The following is a 21,753-nucleotide window of genomic DNA, read 5'->3' on the forward strand; positions in this document are numbered from 1 at the left end:
GGTCAGATGAAACCGGTCGCCGCCGCGTAGCAAGCAATCTGCGTTTTATTCGGCGCATTAAATTTCTTCTGCATATTCTTCTGATGGAAATTGACCGTATTTTCTGAGATCGAAAGAATAATCGCGATTTCAGCCGACGTTTTTCCTTCCGCCGTCCACTTCAGAATTTCCTTTTCACGCTTGCTGAATTTCATCTCAGGTGGCATCACCATTTCATGCTCAAATCGCAGCAATGTGGTCAGCGCCATTTGCACCAACACTTGCAGGCGCAATTCTATTTCATCGCTGTCCATCATTTTACCAAACTGACTGGTGCAAGAAACCGAGAGAAAGCCCAGCGCATGATTGGGCAACATCAAACATTGTGTAATGCCCTTGCGCAGACCGTGGTCGCGCGCGCCGTCCCATAACGCCTGCGCATCCGCAAATAACGCGTCAGTCCAGGGAAGATGCCCCTGCAAGAAATTCTCACGCTTTAATACCGGATCAATAGCGAAATAATTTTCTGACTGATATTGCGAAATCCATTCCGCCGGATAGCTTGAATGAATGGATATTTTAGGACGCGTGAATGGAACCGGATGCCTGACACAGAGTGAGTAATAATCGAATTCAAGTGCCTGAGTTTGTCGTTGAAGTTCTTCATACACTTCATCGGCAGAGCCCATCTCCTGGAATCGCAGGAAGCAATTCCGTCGCCATGTAAAAAAGTCTGTTTCCCTCATACTTACCGAATAAAACCCCTGAAAAAACTAATCATTATTATGGTGAATACAACGTAACACATAAAACTTATTTATATGTATAAAATATTGCCCCAATTGAGAATTAGTTGCGTTTAAGCAGGGTTTGAAATGAAGAAGCAGAATAAAAACACCTCCCATTACGGACAATAGGGGAAAATTTTGCTCCAGATTGGTTTTCTGGAGCAAATTGAGTAAAGCGGACTATTTCGTCAGAAACTTCTCGAGGAACTGACGCGTACGCGGCTGTTGGGGATTGGTAAACAATTCTTTTGCTGGCCCCTGCTCTACAATACGCCCCTGATCCATAAAGATTGCTCTGTCTGCCACGTCCCGGGCAAAGCTCATCTCATGCGTGACAATCACCAGCGTTCGCTTCTCCTGCGCGAGTTGGCGGATGGTGTTCAGCACTTCCCCTACCAGCTCGGGATCGAGCGCCGATGTTGGTTCGTCGAACAAAATAACATCGGGTCGCATCGCCAGCGCACGGGCAATCGCCACGCGCTGCTGCTGACCCCCCGACAGACGACGCGGATAGCTGGTCTCCTTCCCGGACAACCCAACTTTTGCCAGCAGTTCACGGGCGCGTTGAATCGCCTCGTCTTTAGGCTCACCCTTTACGATGACCGGCCCTTCGATAATGTTCTCCATCACCGTGCGATGGGGGAACAGGTTAAAACTCTGGAACACAAAACCGACATGCTGGCGTAGATGGCGAATCAACGTTTTCTGCTGCCCAAGCGACTTCGCGGTATCAATGGTGATATCACCCACGCGAATGGTTCCGCCCTCTGGATGCTCCAGCAAATTAATACTGCGCAGCAGCGTGGTTTTACCAGAACCACTCGGCCCGATAATCGCCACCACTTCGCCCTCCTGCACTTCAAGGTTAATGCCGTGAAGGACAGTTTGCCCGTGGAATTTTTTCGTCAGGTTTTTGACGTCAATTGCACTCATTTCGGATCTCGCTCCTGACGATTAAGCTGATTTTCAAAATAGTTTTGCAGCGCGGACAGTACGGTTGCCATCACCCAGTAAATCAGAGAGGCGGCCAGATACATGGTGAAAACTTCCAGCGTGCGCGACGTAATCAGCTGCGCCTGACGGAACAACTCCGGTACCTGAATCGTCGCGGCGAGGGAGGTATCTTTTACCAGACTGATAAAACTGTTGCTCAGCGGCGGGAGCGCCACGCGTGCGGCCTGGGGCAAAATGGCGCGACGCAGCGTTTGCCACGGGGTCATCCCGATACTGGCCGCCGCTTCCCACTGGCCTTTATCAATGGATGAAATCGCGGCACGCAGCGTCTCAGACGTATACGCCGCCGTGTTCAGCGACAGGCCAATCATCGCCGCCGGAATAGGATCCAGCTCAATACCAAACTGTGGCAGGCCGTAATAAATCATAAACAGCTGGGCGATGAGCGGCGTACCGCGAAATATGGAAATGTAAAAGCGCGCCAGCCAACGCACCGGCAGAACCGGCGACATACGCATCAGCGCTAGAATAAAGCCCAGCACTAAACCAAAGAACATCCCACCCAGACTGAGCTGCAGCGTAAACACAGCGCCCTTGAGCAGGTACGGTAGCGAATCAATAACCAGCTGAATACTTTCTTGCATTATCGTTTTTCTACCTGCTTTTAGACGTGGGGATGATAGGCAAACAACGCAGGCGCTCCGCCCGTATGCACAAACAGAATTGGGCCTTCATCCTTGAAGCGCTTCTGAGTGATACCGTCGATCAGGCCCGCCATCGCCTTACCCGTGTAAACCGGATCGAGCAAGATCCCTTCCAGACGCGCCAGCAATTTTATCGCTTCCAGCCCTTCATCATTCGGCGTGCCGTAGCCTGGCGCAAAATAGTCATCCCATAGCACAATCTCAGCCTGCGCCGGGACTTCCAGCTGCTGCGCAACCGCCTGTTGCAAAGCAAACACTTTTGGCTTTTGATCCGCCACGCTACGCGATACGGTCACGCCAATGAGTTCGACGTCCGGCATCAGTTGCTCAAGCCCTACTGCAAGTCCTGCGTGCGTTCCCGCGCTACCCGATGCCACGACCACCGAGGACAAACTCACCGCGCCTTCACACTGCTGCGCGATTTCAAGCGCGCTTTCTACGTATCCCAACGCACCGAGCGCATTGGAGCCGCCTACCGGAATCACATAAGGCCGAAAGCCCTGCGCTTCTACGCGCGTCGCCAGCGCCTCGAGCTGTTCTGCTGGATAGGTTAATGCGTCGCACATTTCAATCTGCGCGTTGAACAAATCCAGCAGCAGGCGATTTCCGTTGCTGAGATAATTTTCCGCACGCGTGCCAATCGGGTTTTCCAGCAGTGCCACGCAGTTCAGCCCGAGTTTTGCGGCCACCGCCGCCGTCTGGCGAACGTGGTTGGACTGAATCGCACCCGCAGTAATCAGGGTATCAGCCCCTTCGCGCAGCGCATCAGCCGCCAGGAACTCAAGCTTACGCAGTTTGTTTCCGCCCATGGCCGTAGGGGTCACGTCGTCACGTTTAATAAAGATATCGCGCCCTAAGTAATCCGAAAACCGCGGTAAATATTCTAGCGGCGTCGGCGCGCCGATAAACTCGAGGCGCGGAAAGCGCGTTAAATTTTGCAGTGACATGGAACCTCCGGTAACTCTGTTTTTGTTTATTATTTTTATTATGCACGCTAGAACGCCAGAAATAAAAAAGGCGCTTTTAAAAGCGCCTTTTTTTGTCATTTAAGACTTATTTGGTGACGTCAGCACCGAACCACTTCTCAGACAGCGCTTTTAACGTTCCGTCTTTTTGCATCTCAGCGATAGCACCGTCGATCGCTTTGACCAGATCGTCGTTGTCTTTGCGGATGGCAACGCCAGATTCCTGACGCGAGAACGGCTCACCGGCAACGGCCAGCGTGTCTTTGGTTTTCTTCACCAGATCCAGCGCGGCCAGGCGGTCGACCAGGATCGCATCAATACGGCCCACGCGCAGATCCTGATATTTTGTCGGGTCATCATCATAGGTGCGGATATCCACGCCCTGCACGTTCTGGCGCAGCCACTCTTCGTAGTTGGTCCCGAGACCGACACCCACTTTTTTACCTTTCAGGTCCGCAGCGGTTTTGATCGAGCCTTCGTTACCTTTCTTCACCAGCGCCTGAATACCTGACACGGTATACGGCGTTGAGAAATCATATTTCTTTTTACGTTCATCAGAAATGGTGACCTGGTTAATCACCACATCAATACGTTTGGAATCCAGTGAGGCCAACATGCCGTCCCATTTGGTGGGTTTCAGCGACGCTTTCACCCCCAGATGTTTCGCCAGCTCTTCGGCAAACTCAACTTCAAAGCCGGTCAGCTTGCCATCGTCACCCTGGAAACTGAACGGTGGATAGGTTCCTTCCAGCCCAACCAGCAGCGTGCCGCGCTCTTTCACTTTATTCAGTAATCCTTCGGCCGCAAACGTTTTCACGCTCATTCCCGCGACCAGCGCCACAGCCATTACGCCCATCAGCGCCTGACGACCCAGAAGTGCTAATTTCATAAATACCCCGATATAGTGGTTTTTTGAGTAGTGTAAGGCTTTCGCCTTTGGCGTCAAAGGCGAGTCCGCTACATCTTATTCAATTTTAATATATATCAGAAGTCGCTTCGGCGTAGACTTTCTGCGTGACCGTACCCGGCAAATGCGCTTTATATTGCGCGTATTTACGCAGCGCGATGCGATAGTTGTTGGTGCTGGTTGCAGGCAACCACGGTTCCAGGTTTTCATCCATGTAACCGGTTTTCAGCAGATCGCGCGAGATATTTTGTACCGTCAGATGTTGCCCCAGACGACGCAGACGCACGACGTATTCGCGCACGGTCCCGTGACTCATCTCGGTTTGCTCAAAGAGGAATTGTTTGAAGCCGATAATATCGAAAAAGTCGCTCTGCTCTTTGCAATGCAGATCGCCACAAAAACGACACAAAGCGACCCACTCCTGCTGCTCTTCACGCCACGCGGATTCATCCATCAGGGTATCGAGACGGGAGATCGCAATTTTATTGACGATTTCGCCACGACGAACCAGCGTGATACGGTCAAGCAGCTTATTGCAGTGTGCACAATGAGTCTGGCTGTGTTTAAAGTCTTTTAGGTAGCGGCTTAAAGGCCGTCTTTTAGATTGCTGCACCGTCATGATAACTCCTGGTTGTCAATACGTTGTGCGGCATTTTTCGGGCGAATGACTCGCCTATAACTTACCCAGTTTGGTACGTAAGCGTTTAATGGCCTGGCTGTGCAACTGGCTCACCCTGGACTCCCCCACTTCCAGAACCGCGCCGATCTCCTTAAGATTCAGCTCTTCCTGGTAATAGAGGGTTAACACCAACTGCTCACGTTCAGGCAATGCTTCAATCGCATCCATTACGCGTTGGCGTAAATTACCTTCCAGTAATTGGTGTAACGGGTTTTCGTGCTGATTTTCATCAGTCACCAGTTCAACACTATCGCCATGCTCTTCACGCCACTCATCATAAGAGAAGAGTTGGCTGTTATTAGTATCAAGCAACATCTGACGATAATCCTGAACCGCGATCCCGAGACGCTCCGCCACTTCAGTTTCAGTCGCGTTTCGTCCCAGCTCTTGCTCCAGTTGCCCTATAGCATGTGCCACTTCGCGGGCATTGCGGCGAACACTTCGCGGTACCCAGTCACGGCTACGCAGTTCGTCCAGCATCGCACCACGAATACGCTGTACTGCGTAAGTCGTAAATGCCGTTCCTTGCAGAGCGTCATACCGATCCACTGCATTCAGTAGACCAATACCGCCCGCCTGTAGCAGGTCGTCCAATTCAACACTCGCTGGCAATCGCACCTGGAGGCGCAATGCTTCGTGACGCACCAGCGGGACATAACGCTGCCACAGCGAGTGTTTATCCATTACACCATCAGCGGTATAGAGTGTATTCACGATAAACAGCCCTGCGTTAATTGAGTTATCGGCATGATTATCCGATTCTGGAGGGGTTTTAATCGGGTGAATAGTGGGTGAAATGAGGGGTTATTTGAAGGGTAATGATGCATGCCGTAAAACATGCATCATTAAAAACTGATGCTAATTGTTAAAATCAGCCTTTTTTGCACAACAGAAATATGCTTGAACATAAGTCCGGATAATGATGACCTAACTGATAACAACCCTCGAGATATTGTTTTGAAACAATGTCTGTTTGTAAAAGTTTGTCCCATTGGAAATTGGCCATCGCCTTGAAAAATATACCCGTACGATACACCACATCAAGACCGGCAAGTCGCGCATCACGTTCAAGAGTATCAAGGGAATAAGTGCATCGATGCCCGTGTAAGAACTCTGAGTGCGTTACAGCATCATTATGACTAATCAGACCCATTTTAACGGCAATCTGACGGGAAGCCGCATGTGCATTAGGGCAAACAAGGAAGAAATGCCCCCCTTCTGCGAGCCACTCATCATTCACACGTTTCAATAAACTTACCGGATCATCAATATGTTCAAGCACATGTGTCAGCACAATATTATCGTAACGGCGCGGGAGTTCGACATCCTCGAAGCGAGAATGCACATAATTTATCTCTTCGCCGAGACGCTCTCGCGCAGTGTCAAGAGCCTCTTCTGATGCCTCCACACAGGTGATATCAGTGAAGTTAGTCATCAGTCGTGCAGTAAAATCGCCTTTGAAACTCCCTAATTCCAGGAGGCTACCTTTATTGAAAAACGGGCTAAACGAACGAATCATAAACGGATGCATAACATCGAAATCAAAATTGTAGGCATACTGATGATCCGCAGTGTCTTTGATTTCCTGGTTATAGTCTCGGGTTTTCATTTTTTTATCTCGCTTTGGAGCATCATAGTCACTATCGAACGCTGAGTAGCAACCGCGCTAAATCCATATTTATAATAAAGCCGTTGTGCAGTATGATTATTTTCGTCTACCTCAAGGCGGATACGGAATGCACCAGCCTCCTGTAGTTTCTTGATGCAACGCGTCAATAATTGGCCACCTAAACCACACTGCTGAAATTCCGGTATGACCGAAACGTTAGTAATAAATCCTATCCCCGTTTCTCCGTCGAAATATGCAGCAACGAGACCGATAAGTGTCATTCTGTGCCACGCCTCAAAACATTGAGCATGAAGCACAATTTTTGTGGCATAAGATGAAATGTCGATTTTGGCAGCCAGATTCTGCAAGAAAAAATCATCACATCGATTAAAATGCGCAATCACGTTCTCACTCACAACACTATTTTGCTCAAATCGAATTTCGGTCATAACATCATTTCCGCCAGACCAAATCCTTCTTTGCCAAAGGCATTCCCATTGTACAACAAATACACTTTTTCCTCACAACGGAAGAGATGCGGATAGCATTGCATTTCGCTGTCCCATTCACCCTGTGATGATAATTGTGCAACCTGACTGTCATCTCGATTCCAGTTAAGTAAATCGACTGACGATGCATATCCCAGTCTATAGCCCCTTCCACGCTGCGCCCGGAAATCGAAACATTCGCGATAACAGAAGATCATATGATAGCGTCCACCCGCTTCGATAACGGTGGGGAGTGCCTGACATTCATCATCACCCAAAACAGAATCAATGATGGTTTTACTGTCACGTTCCCAGTCGATACCGTCATCCGACTTTGCATGGGCAATTTTGTAAATACGATCTGGCTCAGCCTCGGGTGTCTGTTTTTTCCAGCCAGTGCCAAAGATATACCACATGTGAAAATGTCCATCAGCGTGAATGACAAACGCGTCACCAACAAGATGTGGTTCATTCAGGGACGCCGCCATGACTGGCCCATTAGCGAAGCGCGTGAAGCTTTCGCCTTGATCTTCACTGATCGCAAGCCCAATAGCAGTATCGACAGACACCGAGACTCGACGATTCCATCCTGTCGTCCATGCCAGAATTTTGCCTTCATGTCGCAAAACGTTGAAAGGGAAAATACCATGTTCATCAAAAGTACCCAGTTCTCCTGGGCCGATAACTGGTGCAGGACTCATACGGATAACTTTTTGCAGCGATTTATCCATATCAACATAACAAACGCGACTGATGAATTTCCCTGTGGGGATATCCTGCTCGCGAGTAGAAAAATAGATGCGAATATAATCGTCAAAGACCAATGCTTGTGGCGACTGAGCAAATCCAACCCCGTTCGGCAGAGGCGGATTCTGCGTCGGAGAATAAATCAGGCCATACTTTTCCCAACTGAGCATCAGCATAGCTCCCCTTCCAGTTTTGCCAGCCCAAAGCCATAACGTCCGACCTGATCACCGAGGTAAGCCATATACACTTCGCCATCCAGCTCAAAAACGTGGGGATAGCTGATCATTTCAGCATCCCAACCGAATGCTGAAACATCAATGCCTGCTTTACTGTCTTCTCGATTCCACTCGATGAGATCTGTACTCCACGCGTAACCGATACGATAGCCATTTTGTTTACCGCGATAATTCGCGCTAAAGCGATAGCAAAAGAACATATGGTATTTGCCATTGGCGAAAAAAACGTCAGGGCTAGCCTGAGCCTCATCCTCCTCTATACGACTGGGGATCAGATCTTTGTTGAGTTTTTTCCAGTTAACTCCGTCGGATGAGGTGGCCATACGGATTTTGTATACGGGTTCAGCGCGCCCATCGACTTTCTTCCATTTACGTCCGGCAATGTAGAACAATTGCCACTGCCCGTTGAAGCGTCTGATTTTTGGGCCACTCATAACAAAAGGCTCATCAGGTGAATAACTTATTGCGGGACCCGGGCCTGTTTTTTTAAAGGTTTCACCACCGTCGTAACTTTCAGCCATGCCAATCGCCACGTTAAATGGAACCGATTCGCAACGAGTCCACCCCGCATACCATGCCTTCACCACGCCTTCATCACGCACAACGGAGACCGGATAAGTTCCAAACTCATCAAATTCACCATGCCCACCAAGTGAAAGGATCGGCTTCTTAGCAAAGCGGAGCACGTTAAACAAATCGTGACGTGCAAGGTCTACCCACGCGGAATAACTCACATACATTCCCTTTTCGTCCGCAGGTGGACGGCAGGAAAAATAAACGCGGACAAAATCGTCAAAAACCAACGTAGCAGGTGCCTGAGCAAACTCTTTCAGCCACGGAAGATGCGTTATTTCCTGAGGGGTAAAAACTTTACCCAATTTTTTCCATGTGAACATATCAATTCAACTCATAGCCAGTTTTCAGACGCTGTACGACTTCGTCACGCGAGTTAAACATCATGACGTCTATTATCGAGAGCCAAGGAATAAAATCGGCCTCAGAATGTGAATATTGCCATGGCTTTGGTTGAATAAATTTCAACACAACACCATTGTTTGCAAAATTCTGAGGCGAATAAAGAGAAACACCACCAGGTGGATTTATGTAACATTTTGCGTTAAGCACCCGACAGATATCAAGAACGCGATCCTGAGATTTTAAGTTGTGATCGGCTGGGATAGTCGAAGAAACCAGCAGTTCACTGCGTAAACCTAAAAAATCGCGTAACACAAAAAGAGATTGATATAAATAATCAAATAAATTGCTGCTGTCATTCATGATTATTTTATCGAGTATCGGCATCACCTCTCGAAAATAAGGTGCTCGTTGATACGCACCAGCAATCTGATTACATAATTTCGCGCGATCAAATGAAGGAGAAAGCTCGCGCGCACCTATATCAAGATAATCTGAATCATTTTTCAACGAAAGCGAGATGAGGTTCTCGACACCACGATTTTGTATGCGATTACGATTTATCCAGCCCTTTTTGGTGTACTTAATATTGTCATACACCACAAAAGTATCAACCGATGCCATGAGCTGGAAGTACCCTATGTAAGGGAAAAAATAAGGTTGCATAATCGCCAGGTTCATAATCGCGATTCCTACCCATTGACCACAAGAGCCGGTGCACTGAATAACGATGCAGCATCAAAAAGCTCTTTGATAACAGAAATAATACGAGTCTGATCGGATTCACTCAGCCCAGGGAAAATAGGCAGACATAACACTGCATAAGATATTTCGCTTGCTACAGGTAAATGCTGCGCATTCGCCGTTGGGAAATGGCGATACATTGGAAATGCACTGATCAGCGGATAAAAATAACGACGTGCATAAATATCATGCTGACGTAGCGCAGCATAAATCTCATCGCGACTAACTGCCGAATTTTCCCGAATCAGTACTGGGAAATAAGAGTAGTTCCAGTTGATGTTCTCAGCGGGAGTAATAAATTCAATTTGAGGTAAGACATCACTCAGAAGGTCAACGTAGCGTTGATATATTATGGCTCGTTCATTCAGGGCGCTATCAATATATTTCAGTTGCAACAATCCCATCGCAGCCTGAACTTCATTCATCTTTGCGTTGATCCCCGGCGCCATGACAACTGTTTCATCGGCGAACCCAAAGTTTTTGAGATAATCAATTCGCTGTTTGGTTTTTGCATCATGGCATATGATTGCGCCGCCTTCGAAAGTATTAAATACTTTCGTCGCATGGAAGCTTAACACCGATAAATCGCCATAATTCAGGATACTAATATCATCCTGTTTTACGCCAAAGCAGTGGGCGGCATCATAGATCACCTTCAAACCGTAGGTATCTGCGATCCGCTGGATACGCTCCATGTCGCAAGGAATTCCATAACAATGCACAGGCATAATAGCGGTGGTTTTAGGAGTAATTAACTCCTCAATCCGGTCAGGGTCAATATTGAAGGTTACTGGATCTATGTCAGCAAAAACTGGCGTAAGATCGTTCCACAGGAGGCTGTGGGAAGTTGCAACAAAAGAATAAGGTGTGGTAATCACTTCCCCGGAGATACGTAAAGTTTGCAGTGCCGTTAACAATGCAAGCGTGCCGTTAGAAAACAGGCAGACGTATTTTACTCCAAGATAATCCGCGAGCGCTTGCTCTAACTGCTGATGAAATTGACCACCATTAGTGAGAATTTTACTTTCCCAAAGTTTTTCCAGGTAAGGAATAAACTCCTCCAACGGTGGGAGCAGCGGGCTCGTAATATAGACATTATTTTTCATTTGCGCACCTTCAAAATAAAACGGTATTTACCTTCGCTGGTGGGATTTCTCCGCCACGAATCACCTTACTCTTCTACGGTAAAACTTTGCGCAGATTGCCCCGCACAGTAAATTTGCCATGCTTTACGCAGCGCTTTATCCAACAGATCTGCTACACCAGAACTATCCTGCATGAGTGGCATATTTTTACGCATTCTCTGTCGCCAGCCGTTCAGTTCTTCGAGGTTTCGTTGCCATGCGATGGCTTTCTCGATGTAATCTTCCTGACTCGTCGCGATAAAGGTTTGCAGACCATAAATGTGCATGATTTCCACGCCCTGCCGCGAAGCGGTTGTCGCCCCAGCAATACTCAACGTCGGCACCCCCATCCAGACGGCATGACTGGTCGTGGTACCGCCGGTGTACGGGAAGGAATCGAGCAAAATATCCACTTCATGATGCATTTTCAGATAGTTTTCGAGACCGGTGGTTTTACGGAAAATCAGCTGAGATTCCAGAACACCCAACGCGCACAGTTTTTTGCGATAGCGCGCGATCATTTGGTCATCGTCCATAAAGCCAATCAGCAATTTGGCCGTCGGGTTACGCGCCATGATCTGCGCCCAAAGCGCAAAAACCTGATGGTTGAGCTTTTTAGGGCGATTGAAGCTGCCATAAGTGAAATAGCCATTACTCAGTGCAGGCAGCGGATTCACATCCGGGCTAAGTTCGCTCGGTGCAAAGAAGCTTCGCAGCGGCATATAGAGCAATTTTTCAGTATATTGGTCGTCCATCTCACCCGGTTTTCCAAGTCCCGGGGTGACGATCCGATAATCCATTTGCTCCAACCCGGTGGAGCCTGGGTAGCCTAACCAGGTAATCTGCACAGGTGCTGGTTTAAAGCCAAACACCGGCAACCGGCTTCCCGTTGTATGACCCGACAGGTCGATCAGGATATCAATCTGATCTTCGGCAATTTGTTTCGCCAGCTCCGCGTCACTGTATTCTGTTGCCATGCGCCACAATGTCGCGGTTTGCTCATAATGATCTCGAACATGATCGGGACGGTCGATGGTGCTGTAGGCAATTAAATCGAAATGCTCTCGGTCCAGATTGTTCCAGAACGGCAGGAAGAAATTGCTGACTGGATGGATACGAAGATCGCCGGAAACAAACCCGATGCGCAGTTTGCGGTGCGGATCTTTATTCCCGCCATGAGTGATGGTCACCTGCTGTGAGGCACACCATTCGTTAACCTGATGACCGTATTTTTGGTGAGCCGCAAAAAGCTCCGCTGGCGATACGCTGGCATCATGACTCATGACAAACAGCAGGCTGGTATAGGCGTCAAAATCAGGGCTTTTCAGCGACAACGCCTTTTCGAGGAAGTACCGTGCATCGGTAATTTTTTGGTTATCGCTGAGGATAATTCCCAGAATACTAAGGAAATACGGTACGTCGGCATGAATACGAATCGAGTTACGAGCACACTTCTCAGCAATCGCAATCTCACGGCGTTCGTGATAGATACAGGCCAGCAAATTCCAGCAGTTAGCATTTTGGTCGTCAATACGCAGCAAAGCGCGCAACAGCTTGCGTGCTTCAAGGAGTTCATTAGTCTTGAACAGCGCGGTCGCCAGATCGAAATAACTATCCCAGTGCATGGAATATTGCCCCAGCAAACGGCTGGTAAGAAGTAGCGATGGATGCCAGGCGCCCATCAACAGGTTTGATCGTGCCTGGCAGCGCAGCAAGTGAACATTTTCCGGATCGTCTTTAAGCAAATTAGCGACGCGGTCTCGCCCCTCTTTGTGACGCCCCTGTTTAATTAACGCGTTAACCTCATCGTACAAACTGTCGTACTGTTTATCATCACCGTTAACGGTAAGTTGGAGATTAACCTTCGCTAAGAACCCCCCATACTTTTGTTCACAGCTAAACATCAGCAAGGCGATATAAACTTGCTTGATCACCGCCACATCATTGGATTTCATAAAGCGTTGCAGGGCAATTCGCCAGGCATCGATCGAGCCGGTCAGCAGACCTTTATCACGCAGCGTGCTAAATAACGCCCAACTGGATGCGTCGCTGAACGTCACGCCACGCGTGGCAAATTCCCACTCTTCACGGTTAAGCGTGACGCTTTGTCCCCAGTAATTACTGAGGGTGATGCTCTCTTGCTGTGCAAACGCGTCCTCTGTCAGGGACACAATTGGGCGTAACGCATCGTCTGTCGCCACGTTGTAAGCAGAAGGCACTGCGCTAACAATCAATCCATTGATCGAATTCGCCAGCAGATCCTGCAGCGAGGCAATCAACTCGGCGCGGTTATCACTGTTGGAATTTTCCGGGAAACGGCAGTGGAAAAGCAGTTGCTCGAACGTCAGGCTCAATGGCCAAACTTCCGTCAAGACATCAAGCACTTGCAGAGTGGTGGTATTTTCCGTTTTTAGCGGCGTGCCATCCAGTGTGAGATGACCATTAGCGATAACGCCATAGCTATTTATCTGGCGCTTGAAACAGCCAGCCCAATGTAAATGCTCAACCGATGCCAGGTCTGGCGTGGCGGCAATGCTCTGCGCTCCGGCATGCGCGAGAAGGCTAAAACGTTCACGACGATTAACCGTGAAATCAAGATATTGCTGGCTTTTCTCTCGCGTACTGCCGCTGCCAATCAGGGCATGCATCTGTGCTGTCTGCGTGCCGTAAGTGCTCGCCACTTCGCACTGAGGAACGGCATCCCCAACATAGCTAAAACCCGCATCGGTAATTTGCTGATGGAAATCCGCGAAATAATCGGCCTGATTGATATTGCCGAGATAACGGAACGCGAGGGTCAGATCGCTGCTCTGCTCTGCGTCAGTCACCTGATTTTTCAGGCCACCTTCGGGCAGCGTCATCGCCAGATAGCTAAGCATCCCGCGTGCGGAATCCAGTTGGGCGTCAATACCTTCTGCGCTACCGGCGTGAAAGCTGAGCGAGTCCTGTAACGTTTTCGCATCGTGCGCGCCAGGCAATACCTGCCAGTGAATTCCCATCATGCCCTGGGCGGAAAGATGCGTCTGGCACCACGCCAGTAGCGCAGTGCGCTCGTCCCCCCCCATCAGGGAGAAAAGTCCACGCAGGATGATGTAATCAAACTCCCCCAAGTCGGAGGCCAGCAGATCGGCAAGCCCGGCATGATGCAACTCTATATTCGCCAGGGCGAACTGTGCAATCTGCTGTTGACCGCGCGCGATGTCGTCTTCATTGATATCGACGCCAATCGCCAGGCTGTGTGGCCAGGCCAGCGCGTTGGCAATCAGCGATTCACCCTGCCCGCATCCCAGCTCCAGAATACGCGCCTCTGCGGGATTAACCGCATCAGCGAGATAAAGCGAGGCCGCCGCATGGAGTGCGGCCGGCGTAGAGCGAGAGGCAGAGTAAACGCTTGTCACGATAACGTATCCAAAATAAAGAATGAAACTGTCTTTGCCGGGGCTCAGGCCACTGGCAGATATTTGCTGTGCAACTGGTGTTTATAGTCCTGGTAAGGGCCCGCGACGTTTTTCTTCGTGGTCACCACCCAGCTAAATGCCGCGTCGGAATGCCTGATATCAATAAGTTCTTCCGTCGGTTCGCGACCAATAGCCATCTGCTCCACCGGAGACAAGAGATCAACGGCGAAAGAGAGCGCAATTTGATCGAGGAACCACTCGGCTTTGTCACAAGTCAGGTTAACGTCGATGAAATGACCGACGGCCGCAAAATACTTTTGCGAGATTTCACCGCCGCGGGTAAAAACGAACCCGGCTGGGATCTGTTCCCAGAGCGGTAGCCCTTCATGATTCGAGAAGATCAGCTCGTTATCCTGGTAGCGCGTTTTGACGTCAGCCCACGGCTTTCTCACCAGGCAATCGGCATCCAGCACCATAATCGGCCCGGCGATTTTCTCGATCGCATGGCTCAGGAAGACGAAACGGCGGCAGGCGTAATGCACATTGACCGCTTTAACCGCGGCAAAATATTCGCTGCTGAGTGAGATCGACAGCCCTGGCAGTTTTTCGCCGAGGGATTTCAAATGCGAAATCATTTCTGCGTCGCAGTTATAAATGTGGACATGGACGTTCAGCGCGGTGCCGTTGGTTTCATAGATAGAAAGCAGCAGCGCGACAGCGTGTTCGTAGTAATAACCTTTGTCGCACGCCACCAGCACGGTCGTTTTGCCGTTGTCTTCCGGTGCGATCAGCCATTCGTAGCGGGATGCATCCAGCTTTGGCGCGGGTTCAGCTAGTGGTCGGAAATCAATAAATGAATCCGGATGACCGCCCAGCTTATAAATGCAGCACACCACCATCACCAGCGTCATGCGGTCTTCGCCAATCAGATCGGCATTGGACGTTAACTGCTGAATCACCACGTGCGCCTGGTTGTAATCCTCTTCCATCAGGCAGATGAGCAGCAGGATTTTAAGCACGACTGGCGTTTCGCTGAGCGTTGAAAGATTGTTGGAGATGAGGAACAACACCGAGTCGATTTCATTGACGCGGAACAACAGTTGAATAGACGCCACCAGATAATTCACGTTGTCTGAAAGCTGCATGGCTTCTACGACTTGACGGGTGATCAACGCGACTTTTTCAGGTGCCAGCGGTCCGTCAGAGCGGCCATCAAATGCACCGTTGGCGAGCGCAATGGCACACATCATCAGCTTGAGTGCGCGATCGTTATCCGTGTCTAAATCGGTTTCCGCATCCCATAATTTCGCTTCGAGCGACTCGAAATCGGCATTGGCGTAGTTAAGGATTTCTACCACGAGATGCGCTGGCAGAACATCGGCTTCGGGCAAAGAGATCGTACGGGTAAAAACATCCCGATAAAATTGATGCAGGGCTCGAGTACGAGCGTAATTATTCATATTTTACGTGACCTGTGGTGACACAATTTTTAGCCAATGCTGCAGATGCTGAAAGGTTATCACCGTGGCGGCAACCATAATGGGGGGAACAAAACCTAAATGAAGGGCTTATTTTCGATATTAGAAAGGGAGGGGAATGACGTAATAAAGGAAGAGAGGCAAAAAAAAAGGCTGCTGTTTCCAGCAACCTTTTCTGTATGTTCTGCGAAATTAACGCAGCAGGGACAGCATCGCCTGTGGAACCTGGTTTGCCTGAGACAGTACTGAAGTACCAGCCTGCTGCAGGATCTGCGCGCGAGACATGTTAGAAACTTCGGTAGCGTAGTCAGCATCCTGAATACGGGACTGTGCAGCAGACAGGTTGCTGATAGAGTTGTTCAGGTTGTTGATGGTAGATTCGAAACGGTTCTGAATCGCACCCATGTTTGAACGAGCGCCATCGATTTTAGCGATAGCGGCGTCAGCTGCAGAGATTACGGTCTGTGCAGTTGAGTTGTTAGAAATAGTAGTGCTCAGAGTGGAGCTCAGAGTACCAGAAGTTGCGTTGATCAGCGCGGTGCTGTCAATTTTGATGGTGTCGTTAGCAGAAGTACCAGCACCAACCTGAATGCTCAGGGAAGTAGATACTGCACCGTTCAGCAGGCTCTTACCGTTGAAGTTAGCACCACCAGCGATACGGTCGATTTCAGACAGACGCTGAGTGATTTCAGTGTTAACTGAAGTCAGGTCGGTAGAACCGTTGGTGTCGTTTGCTGCCTGAACTGCCAGCTCACGGATACGTTGTAAGTTGGAGTTGATTTCGTTCAGGTTACCTTCAGCGGTCTGTACCAGAGAGATACCGTCGTTGGCGTTACGCGCTGCCTGAGTCATACCTTTAATCTGGGAGGTCATACGGTTTGCAATCGCCTGACCAGCAGCATCGTCTTTAGAGCTGTTGATACGCAGACCAGAAGACAGACGCTCGATAGCAGTGCCCAGGGAAGACTGAGATTTGCTCAGGTTGTTCTGAGTGGTCAGGGACAACAAGTTAGTATTGATAACAGCCATGGTTAAATTCCTTCAAATTGGTTTTTAGGGTCGGTGTCTAACACTCACGGCGTCTCTCACCGTCAACAAGGTTATCGACGGGTCTCAAAAAGACTTTAGAAAATATCGAAGGATTTTTTTATTTTATTGTTTTTAAAAGGATTATTTTTTCACCCACTCCCTAAGCATCTCTTTTATATGTACAAATCCTCATCTCCGACGCACGTGGTTTGCGCTCTTTATTAATGGCGTTGAAAAGTGATGGAGGGGGTTATGCTTATATAAGCATCCGTTTAAGGGGGTAATTCCGCGATTTATTTTTTTGGGCTTACCGTAAACTTTTCCCGCGTATAGCCGATATATGTCTGAAACTACCATTGACAAGGAACAATGTATGGCGACTATCAGTAACCTCGGCGTAGGTATGGCTGGGCTGTCCGACCTTTACGACAAGTTGCAGGCGGCAGAAGAGACAAAACTAACGGCGATCGCCAAGCAGAAGACCACATACGACGCGCAGATTACCGGTTATGGCAAATTACAAAGCTCACTGACTAACCTGCAAACCGCTGCGGCCAAGCTTGCCAACACTGATACCTGGAACTCAACAACCGTTTCCAGTACGAATACTGCGTTTGCTGCGACCACCTCAACCAATGCTAACGTTGGTGAATTCACGATCAATGTCAGCAAGATTGCGAAAGGTCAGGTTCTGACAACAGCACCTGGCACCATTGATAGCAATACTAAGCAGCTCGGCGGCACCACTGCGGATAACACCCGTACTATTACCATTACTCAGGCTGGTGCTGACAGCAAACCGATGACGGTGAAACTGGCAGACGGTGATACCTCTTTAAATGGTATTGCTAAAGCGATTAACGCAGCCAACGGCGGCGTGACCGCAAGCGTAGTGAAAGCCGATAACGGTGATTACCGCTTGATGCTGTCTTCCAAAACCACCGGTACTGATTCGGACATGACGGTATCGGTGACGGGCGACGACACGCTGAACAACGTGATTGGCAGCGCTGCGCTTAACGAACAGGTTAAATCGCAGAATGCTGTTGTAAACGTTAACGGTATCGACATCATCCGTCAGAGCAATGTTATCAACGACGCGATGCCAGGCGTGACCTTAACCCTGAAAGCACAAAGCACAGCAGATGAAACGCTGTCGGTCACTCGCTCCACCGCGGATAACAAAAAAGCCATTACCGACTGGGTTGCAGCCTATAACTCATTACAGTCGACAATCGCTTCTCTGACCAAATACGAACCGCCTGCGACGGGTGCTACCGCCCAGTCCTCCAGCAACGGCGTCTTGATGGGTGATAGCACCATCAGGGGAGTACAGTCCGATCTGCGCTCTTTATTGACCAATGTACAGAGCGGATCGTATGCGATTATGGCGCAGTTGGGCATCACTCAGGATCCAATCAAAGCCGCTGATGGCGCAGTTGGGAACCTGAAGATTGATGACAAGAAGCTGACCCAGGTGTTAGCGGATAACCCAGCAGGCGTGCAGGCATACTTTGTTGGTGACGGTAAAACCACCGGTTTCGCCACCCAGTTGAATAACAAACTGACCGATATGCTCAGCACATCCGTCGGTAAAGAAGGTGTTATTCAAAATGCGAAAGACGGTATCAATGCCACGCTGAAATCTATCGGTAAGCGTTACGAAGCGATGGAACTCACCATTGATGCCACGATGGCGCGCTACAAAAAGCAATTTAGTGATTTAGATGCCCTGGTCACCAAATTTAATGGTACCGCCAGCTATCTGACTCAACAGTTCAGCAATAAGTAGTAGAAGAGAAAGGAACCTTTATGTATAGCAAATCTGGTGTACAGGCCTATCAGAAGGTAGGTGTTGAATCTGCCGTCTTAAGTGCCAGCCCGCACCAGTTGGTTGTCATGCTATTTGACGGTGTCCATAGCGCGCTTGTTCGAGCGCGCCTTTTCCTTGAGCAGGGTGATATCCCTGCCAAAGGAGAAGCGCTATCGAAAGCCATTAATATTATCGACAATGGACTTAAAGCTGGGCTGAACATGGATGTCGGGGGCACGCTTCCCCATAATCTTTCAGCACTTTACGACTATATGGTACGCCGTTTGTTGCACGCTAACCTGCGTAACGACGTCGAGGCTATCGTTGAAGTTGAAGCACTGCTGCTCAATATTTCCGACGCCTGGAAGCAAATCAATCCAGGTTTTCCTCCCACGCAGGATCAATTTTGATGAACGACTCCAGCTTATCCCTAAAAAAGTGGCATGCACTTTCTGCGCTTAGCAATACCATGCTAAGCCTTGCTCAATCCGGGAAATGGGATGAGCTTATTGAACAGGAGGTCGCCTACGTTTCGCTGGTAGAAAAGATCAGCATTACCCCCTTCCCGCCTGGCAGTAAGCATATACAGGATCAGGCAATGGTGATGCTGAACAATGTGCTGCAGAATGAAATGACGCTCAAAACTCTGCTGCAGGAACGGATGGATGAACTGCACGGTCTGATGGCTCAGACCGGCAAGCAGAAAAATGTGAATATTACCTATGGAAGACTTTCCGGTAACGTTTTGTTTCCCGGTGAGATCAATCAGTAATCCACATTAGCGGTTTATCATCCATACTCCAGAGATTCGCCGATAACGGCCTCTGGAGCACGGAAGATGAAAAATCCCACGCTATTACAATGTTTTCACTGGTATTACCCCACCGGCGGTGAATTGTGGCCGGAAGTAACTGCCCTGGCTCCCAATCTTAATGAAATCGGCATCAATATGATTTGGCTGCCCCCCGCCTACAAAGGCGCATCGGGCGGTTATTCAGTTGGCTACGACTCGTACGATTTGTTCGACCTCGGTGAGTTTGATCAAAAAGGCTCTGTTGCCACTAAGTATGGTGATAAGGCCCAATTGCTTGAAGCCATCGCGGCGTTAAAAAGTAATGATATTGCGGTGCTGCTGGACGTGGTGGTGAATCACAAAATGGGTGCGGATGAAAAAGAGCCCATCCGTGTGCAGCGCGTTAATGAGCAGGACCGGACCCAGATCGACAATGAAGTCATCGAATGCGAAGCCTGGACCCGCTACACCTTCCCTGTTCGCGCCGGTCAATATTCTCAGTTTGTCTGGGATTTCAAATGCTTTAGCGGCATTGATCATATCGAAAACCCGAACGAGGACAGCATCTTTAAAATCGTCAATGATTACACCGGCGAAGGCTGGAACGATCAGGTCGATAATGAGTTGGGGAATTTCGACTATTTGATGGGCGAAAACATTGATTTTCGCAATCATGCCGTGACGGAAGAGATCAAATACTGGGCACGTTGGGTCATGGAACAGACCCAGTGCGACGGTTTTCGACTGGATGCAGTCAAACATATCCCCGCCTGGTTCTACAAAGAGTGGATCGAACACGTCCAGGAAGTCGCGCCAAAACCGCTGTTTATCGTAGCCGAATACTGGTCCCACGAAGTCGACAAATTGCAGCAGTACATTGAGCAGGTCGAAGGCAAAACCATGCTGTTCGACGCCCCACTGCAAATGAAATTCCATGAAGCGTCTCGCCAGGGACGTGACTATGACATGAGCCAGATTTTCACCGGTACGCTGGTTGAAGCCGATCCGTTCCACGCAGTGACGCTAGTGGCCAACCATGACACCCAACCCCTTCAGGCGTTAGAGGCCCCGGTCGAATCCTGGTTCAAACCCCTCGCCTACGCATTAATCCTGCTGCGCGAAAACGGCGTACCCAGCGTGTTTTACCCCGATCTCTTTGGCGCAAGCTACGAAGACACGGGCGGCGACGGCGAAACTTACCCTATCGAAATGCCGATTATCGAACAGCTGCACGAGCTGATCCTCGCCCGTCAACGCTTTGCCCATGGGGTGCAAACGCTCTATTTTGATCATCCAAACTGTATTGCGTTCAGCCGCAGCGGCACGGATGAAGAACCAGGCTGTGTGGTGGTGTTGTCTAACGGTGACGAGGGCGAAAAAGTGATCTGTCTGGGCGAGAATTACGGCAACAAGAGCTGGCGTGATTTCCTCGGCAACCGTGAAGAGACGGTCACTACCGCCGCAGATGGCGAGGGCACGTTCACCTGTAACGGCGGCAGCGTGAGTATCTGGGTGATGGAGGATGTGCTGTAAGGGATAAGATTTTGTTTGCCGGGTAAGGCAGCGTTGCCACCCGGCAAACACGTTATGGCAAGGTGCTTTCGAGAGGATTTTTAGTCAGGTATTGCGCGCATTCCACCGTTGGACGGTCGACGCGTTGTAATTCCATACCATCATATTCCAGGGTATTGCCTTCACGTTCCAGATGATAAATATCCAGTTTGCGCGTGACGTTATAGAAATCATCTGAGCGCAGCATGATTTTACCTGGCACAGCCACCACTCGCTGCCACTGACGACAATCCAGCGTGTCGCCCTCTTCCGTCACCACAAGCGTTGCAATCGCCTGCGGACTCACCATTTTGCTTTGCGGCCCTTTAGACTGCCAGTAGCCCGCCAGATGTGCAGGGACCGGATGTTTAATCACTTCCCGATAATTATCGACCTGCACACAACCGGTCAACGCCAGCAGCACGCCAACCATCACTATTTTTTTCATCATCTTTCCTGCCTGCGAAGAAAAAAATATTGTGGCATTAAAGCGTTAAAGCTGCCAGCGCAAGATTCTGAATGCTTAGCAAGGTCTACACCTGCATCGACATCATTTCCTGATAAGCCGTAACCAGCTTATTTCGTACCTGGATGCCCATCTGTAAAGAGACAGAGGATTTTTGCAAATCGGTCATTACGTCGTTCAAAGCCACGCCAGGTTCGCCGAGAGTGAACTTCTCCGCCTGCGTGCGCGCAGCGTTTTGCGTATCGCTGATGCGATCGAGAGCGGCGTGGAGCTGCCCTGCAAAGCTGATTTCCGGCTGTGTATCCGCCACGCTAGTATTACGGGCCGTCATCGCCGTTGCCTGCAACTGACTGATCACCCCTTCAATGCCCTGTATTGCCATGACT

The 21,753-nt window shown here is 49.5% G+C and carries 22 protein-coding genes; 4 read left to right on the forward strand and 18 right to left on the reverse strand.

Annotation, left to right across the window (positions count from 1 at the left end; all coding sequences use genetic code 11):
• Positions 1-2: 2 nt before the first annotated feature.
• From sdiA to ACKI5T_RS21470, 16 genes are all read right to left on the reverse strand, one after another.
• Positions 3-725 carry a transcriptional regulator SdiA gene (gene sdiA / locus ACKI5T_RS21395; RefSeq protein ID WP_407440029.1) on the reverse strand — a complete coding sequence of 241 codons (723 nt, stop codon included), beginning with the start codon at positions 723-725 and terminating at the stop codon, positions 3-5.
• A gap of 222 nt (positions 726-947) precedes the next feature.
• On the reverse strand, positions 948-1,700 hold the full coding sequence (gene tcyN, locus ACKI5T_RS21400) for an L-cystine ABC transporter ATP-binding protein TcyN (protein ID WP_407440031.1): 753 nt from the start codon (positions 1,698-1,700) through the stop codon (positions 948-950).
• Positions 1,697-2,365, reverse strand: coding sequence for a cystine ABC transporter permease (gene tcyL / locus ACKI5T_RS21405; RefSeq protein ID WP_407440032.1), 669 nt, complete (start codon positions 2,363-2,365; stop codon positions 1,697-1,699). The genes tcyN and tcyL overlap by 4 nt, the downstream gene beginning before the upstream one ends.
• 20 nt (positions 2,366-2,385) lie before the next feature.
• On the reverse strand, positions 2,386-3,372 hold the full coding sequence (gene dcyD / locus ACKI5T_RS21410) for a D-cysteine desulfhydrase (protein ID WP_407440034.1): 987 nt from the start codon (positions 3,370-3,372) through the stop codon (positions 2,386-2,388).
• Between the two features lie 106 nt (positions 3,373-3,478).
• Positions 3,479-4,279 (reverse strand): cystine ABC transporter substrate-binding protein, encoded by an 801-nt coding sequence (gene tcyJ / locus ACKI5T_RS21415; RefSeq protein ID WP_407440036.1) that lies wholly within the window; start codon positions 4,277-4,279, stop codon positions 3,479-3,481.
• Between the two features lie 85 nt (positions 4,280-4,364).
• On the reverse strand, positions 4,365-4,916 hold the full coding sequence (gene fliZ / locus ACKI5T_RS21420) for a flagella biosynthesis regulatory protein FliZ (protein WP_407440038.1): 552 nt from the start codon (positions 4,914-4,916) through the stop codon (positions 4,365-4,367).
• 54 nt (positions 4,917-4,970) lie between these two features.
• Positions 4,971-5,690 (reverse strand): RNA polymerase sigma factor FliA, encoded by a 720-nt coding sequence (locus tag ACKI5T_RS21425; RefSeq protein ID WP_015959511.1) that lies wholly within the window; start codon positions 5,688-5,690, stop codon positions 4,971-4,973.
• 157 nt (positions 5,691-5,847) lie between these two features.
• Positions 5,848-6,585, reverse strand: a complete 738-nt coding sequence (locus ACKI5T_RS21430; RefSeq protein WP_407440040.1) for a class I SAM-dependent methyltransferase — start codon at positions 6,583-6,585, stop codon at positions 5,848-5,850.
• Positions 6,582-7,034, reverse strand: coding sequence for a GNAT family N-acetyltransferase (locus ACKI5T_RS21435; RefSeq protein WP_407440042.1), 453 nt, complete (start codon positions 7,032-7,034; stop codon positions 6,582-6,584). The genes ACKI5T_RS21430 and ACKI5T_RS21435 overlap by 4 nt, the downstream gene beginning before the upstream one ends.
• Positions 7,031-7,996: a hypothetical protein gene (locus ACKI5T_RS21440; RefSeq protein WP_407440044.1), complete on the reverse strand. Its 966-nt coding sequence runs from the start codon at positions 7,994-7,996 to the stop codon at positions 7,031-7,033. Before ACKI5T_RS21440 ends, ACKI5T_RS21435 begins: the two co-directional genes overlap by 4 nt.
• Positions 7,990-8,952, reverse strand: coding sequence for a glycosylase (locus tag ACKI5T_RS21445; RefSeq protein ID WP_407440046.1), 963 nt, complete (start codon positions 8,950-8,952; stop codon positions 7,990-7,992). Before ACKI5T_RS21445 ends, ACKI5T_RS21440 begins: the two co-directional genes overlap by 7 nt.
• Before the next feature lies 1 nt (position 8,953).
• Positions 8,954-9,652 carry a WbqC family protein gene (locus tag ACKI5T_RS21450; protein WP_407440048.1) on the reverse strand — a complete coding sequence of 233 codons (699 nt, stop codon included), beginning with the start codon at positions 9,650-9,652 and terminating at the stop codon, positions 8,954-8,956.
• 11 nt (positions 9,653-9,663) lie between these two features.
• Entirely contained in the window at positions 9,664-10,821 is a 1,158-nt protein-coding gene (locus tag ACKI5T_RS21455; protein WP_407440050.1) for a DegT/DnrJ/EryC1/StrS family aminotransferase, read from the reverse strand.
• A 65-nt stretch (positions 10,822-10,886) separates the two neighbouring features.
• A complete protein-coding gene (locus ACKI5T_RS21460; protein ID WP_407440051.1) occupies positions 10,887-14,237 on the reverse strand; it encodes a methyltransferase regulatory domain-containing protein in 3,351 nt (1,116 codons plus the stop codon).
• A 44-nt stretch (positions 14,238-14,281) separates the two neighbouring features.
• Positions 14,282-15,697: a hypothetical protein gene (locus ACKI5T_RS21465; RefSeq protein WP_407440052.1), complete on the reverse strand. Its 1,416-nt coding sequence runs from the start codon at positions 15,695-15,697 to the stop codon at positions 14,282-14,284.
• Positions 15,698-15,907: 210 nt separating this feature from the next.
• On the reverse strand, positions 15,908-16,744 hold the full coding sequence (locus ACKI5T_RS21470) for a flagellin (RefSeq protein WP_015959524.1): 837 nt from the start codon (positions 16,742-16,744) through the stop codon (positions 15,908-15,910).
• Positions 16,745-17,117: 373 nt separating this feature from the next.
• Here ACKI5T_RS21470 and fliD point away from each other — a divergent pair, with 373 nt between their 5' ends.
• The 4 genes from fliD (at position 17,118) to amyA (ending at position 20,883) form a co-directional block, all read left to right on the forward strand.
• On the forward strand, positions 17,118-18,536 hold the full coding sequence (fliD, locus tag ACKI5T_RS21475; RefSeq protein ID WP_407440054.1) for a flagellar filament capping protein FliD: 1,419 nt from the start codon (positions 17,118-17,120) through the stop codon (positions 18,534-18,536).
• A 20-nt stretch (positions 18,537-18,556) separates the two neighbouring features.
• Positions 18,557-18,967 (forward strand): flagellar export chaperone FliS, encoded by a 411-nt coding sequence (gene fliS / locus ACKI5T_RS21480; protein ID WP_015959526.1) that lies wholly within the window; start codon positions 18,557-18,559, stop codon positions 18,965-18,967.
• Positions 18,967-19,329, forward strand: a complete 363-nt coding sequence (fliT, locus tag ACKI5T_RS21485) for a flagella biosynthesis regulatory protein FliT (protein ID WP_015959527.1) — start codon at positions 18,967-18,969, stop codon at positions 19,327-19,329. The genes fliS and fliT overlap by 1 nt, the downstream gene beginning before the upstream one ends.
• Before the next feature lie 66 nt (positions 19,330-19,395).
• Positions 19,396-20,883 carry an alpha-amylase gene (amyA, locus tag ACKI5T_RS21490; protein WP_407440055.1) on the forward strand — a complete coding sequence of 496 codons (1,488 nt, stop codon included), beginning with the start codon at positions 19,396-19,398 and terminating at the stop codon, positions 20,881-20,883.
• A 52-nt stretch (positions 20,884-20,935) separates the two neighbouring features.
• Here amyA and yedD read toward each other — a convergent pair whose 3' ends face one another.
• Together yedD and fliE are read right to left on the reverse strand one after the other, a co-directional pair.
• Positions 20,936-21,349, reverse strand: coding sequence for a lipoprotein YedD (gene yedD, locus ACKI5T_RS21495; protein ID WP_407440114.1), 414 nt, complete (start codon positions 21,347-21,349; stop codon positions 20,936-20,938).
• Positions 21,350-21,434: 85 nt separating this feature from the next.
• Positions 21,435-21,749 carry a flagellar hook-basal body complex protein FliE gene (fliE, locus tag ACKI5T_RS21500; RefSeq protein ID WP_015959530.1) on the reverse strand — a complete coding sequence of 105 codons (315 nt, stop codon included), beginning with the start codon at positions 21,747-21,749 and terminating at the stop codon, positions 21,435-21,437.
• Positions 21,750-21,753: the final 4 nt, after the last annotated feature.

Source organism: Lelliottia sp., assembly GCF_045627565.1.
Taxonomy (GTDB): domain Bacteria; phylum Pseudomonadota; class Gammaproteobacteria; order Enterobacterales; family Enterobacteriaceae; genus Enterobacter.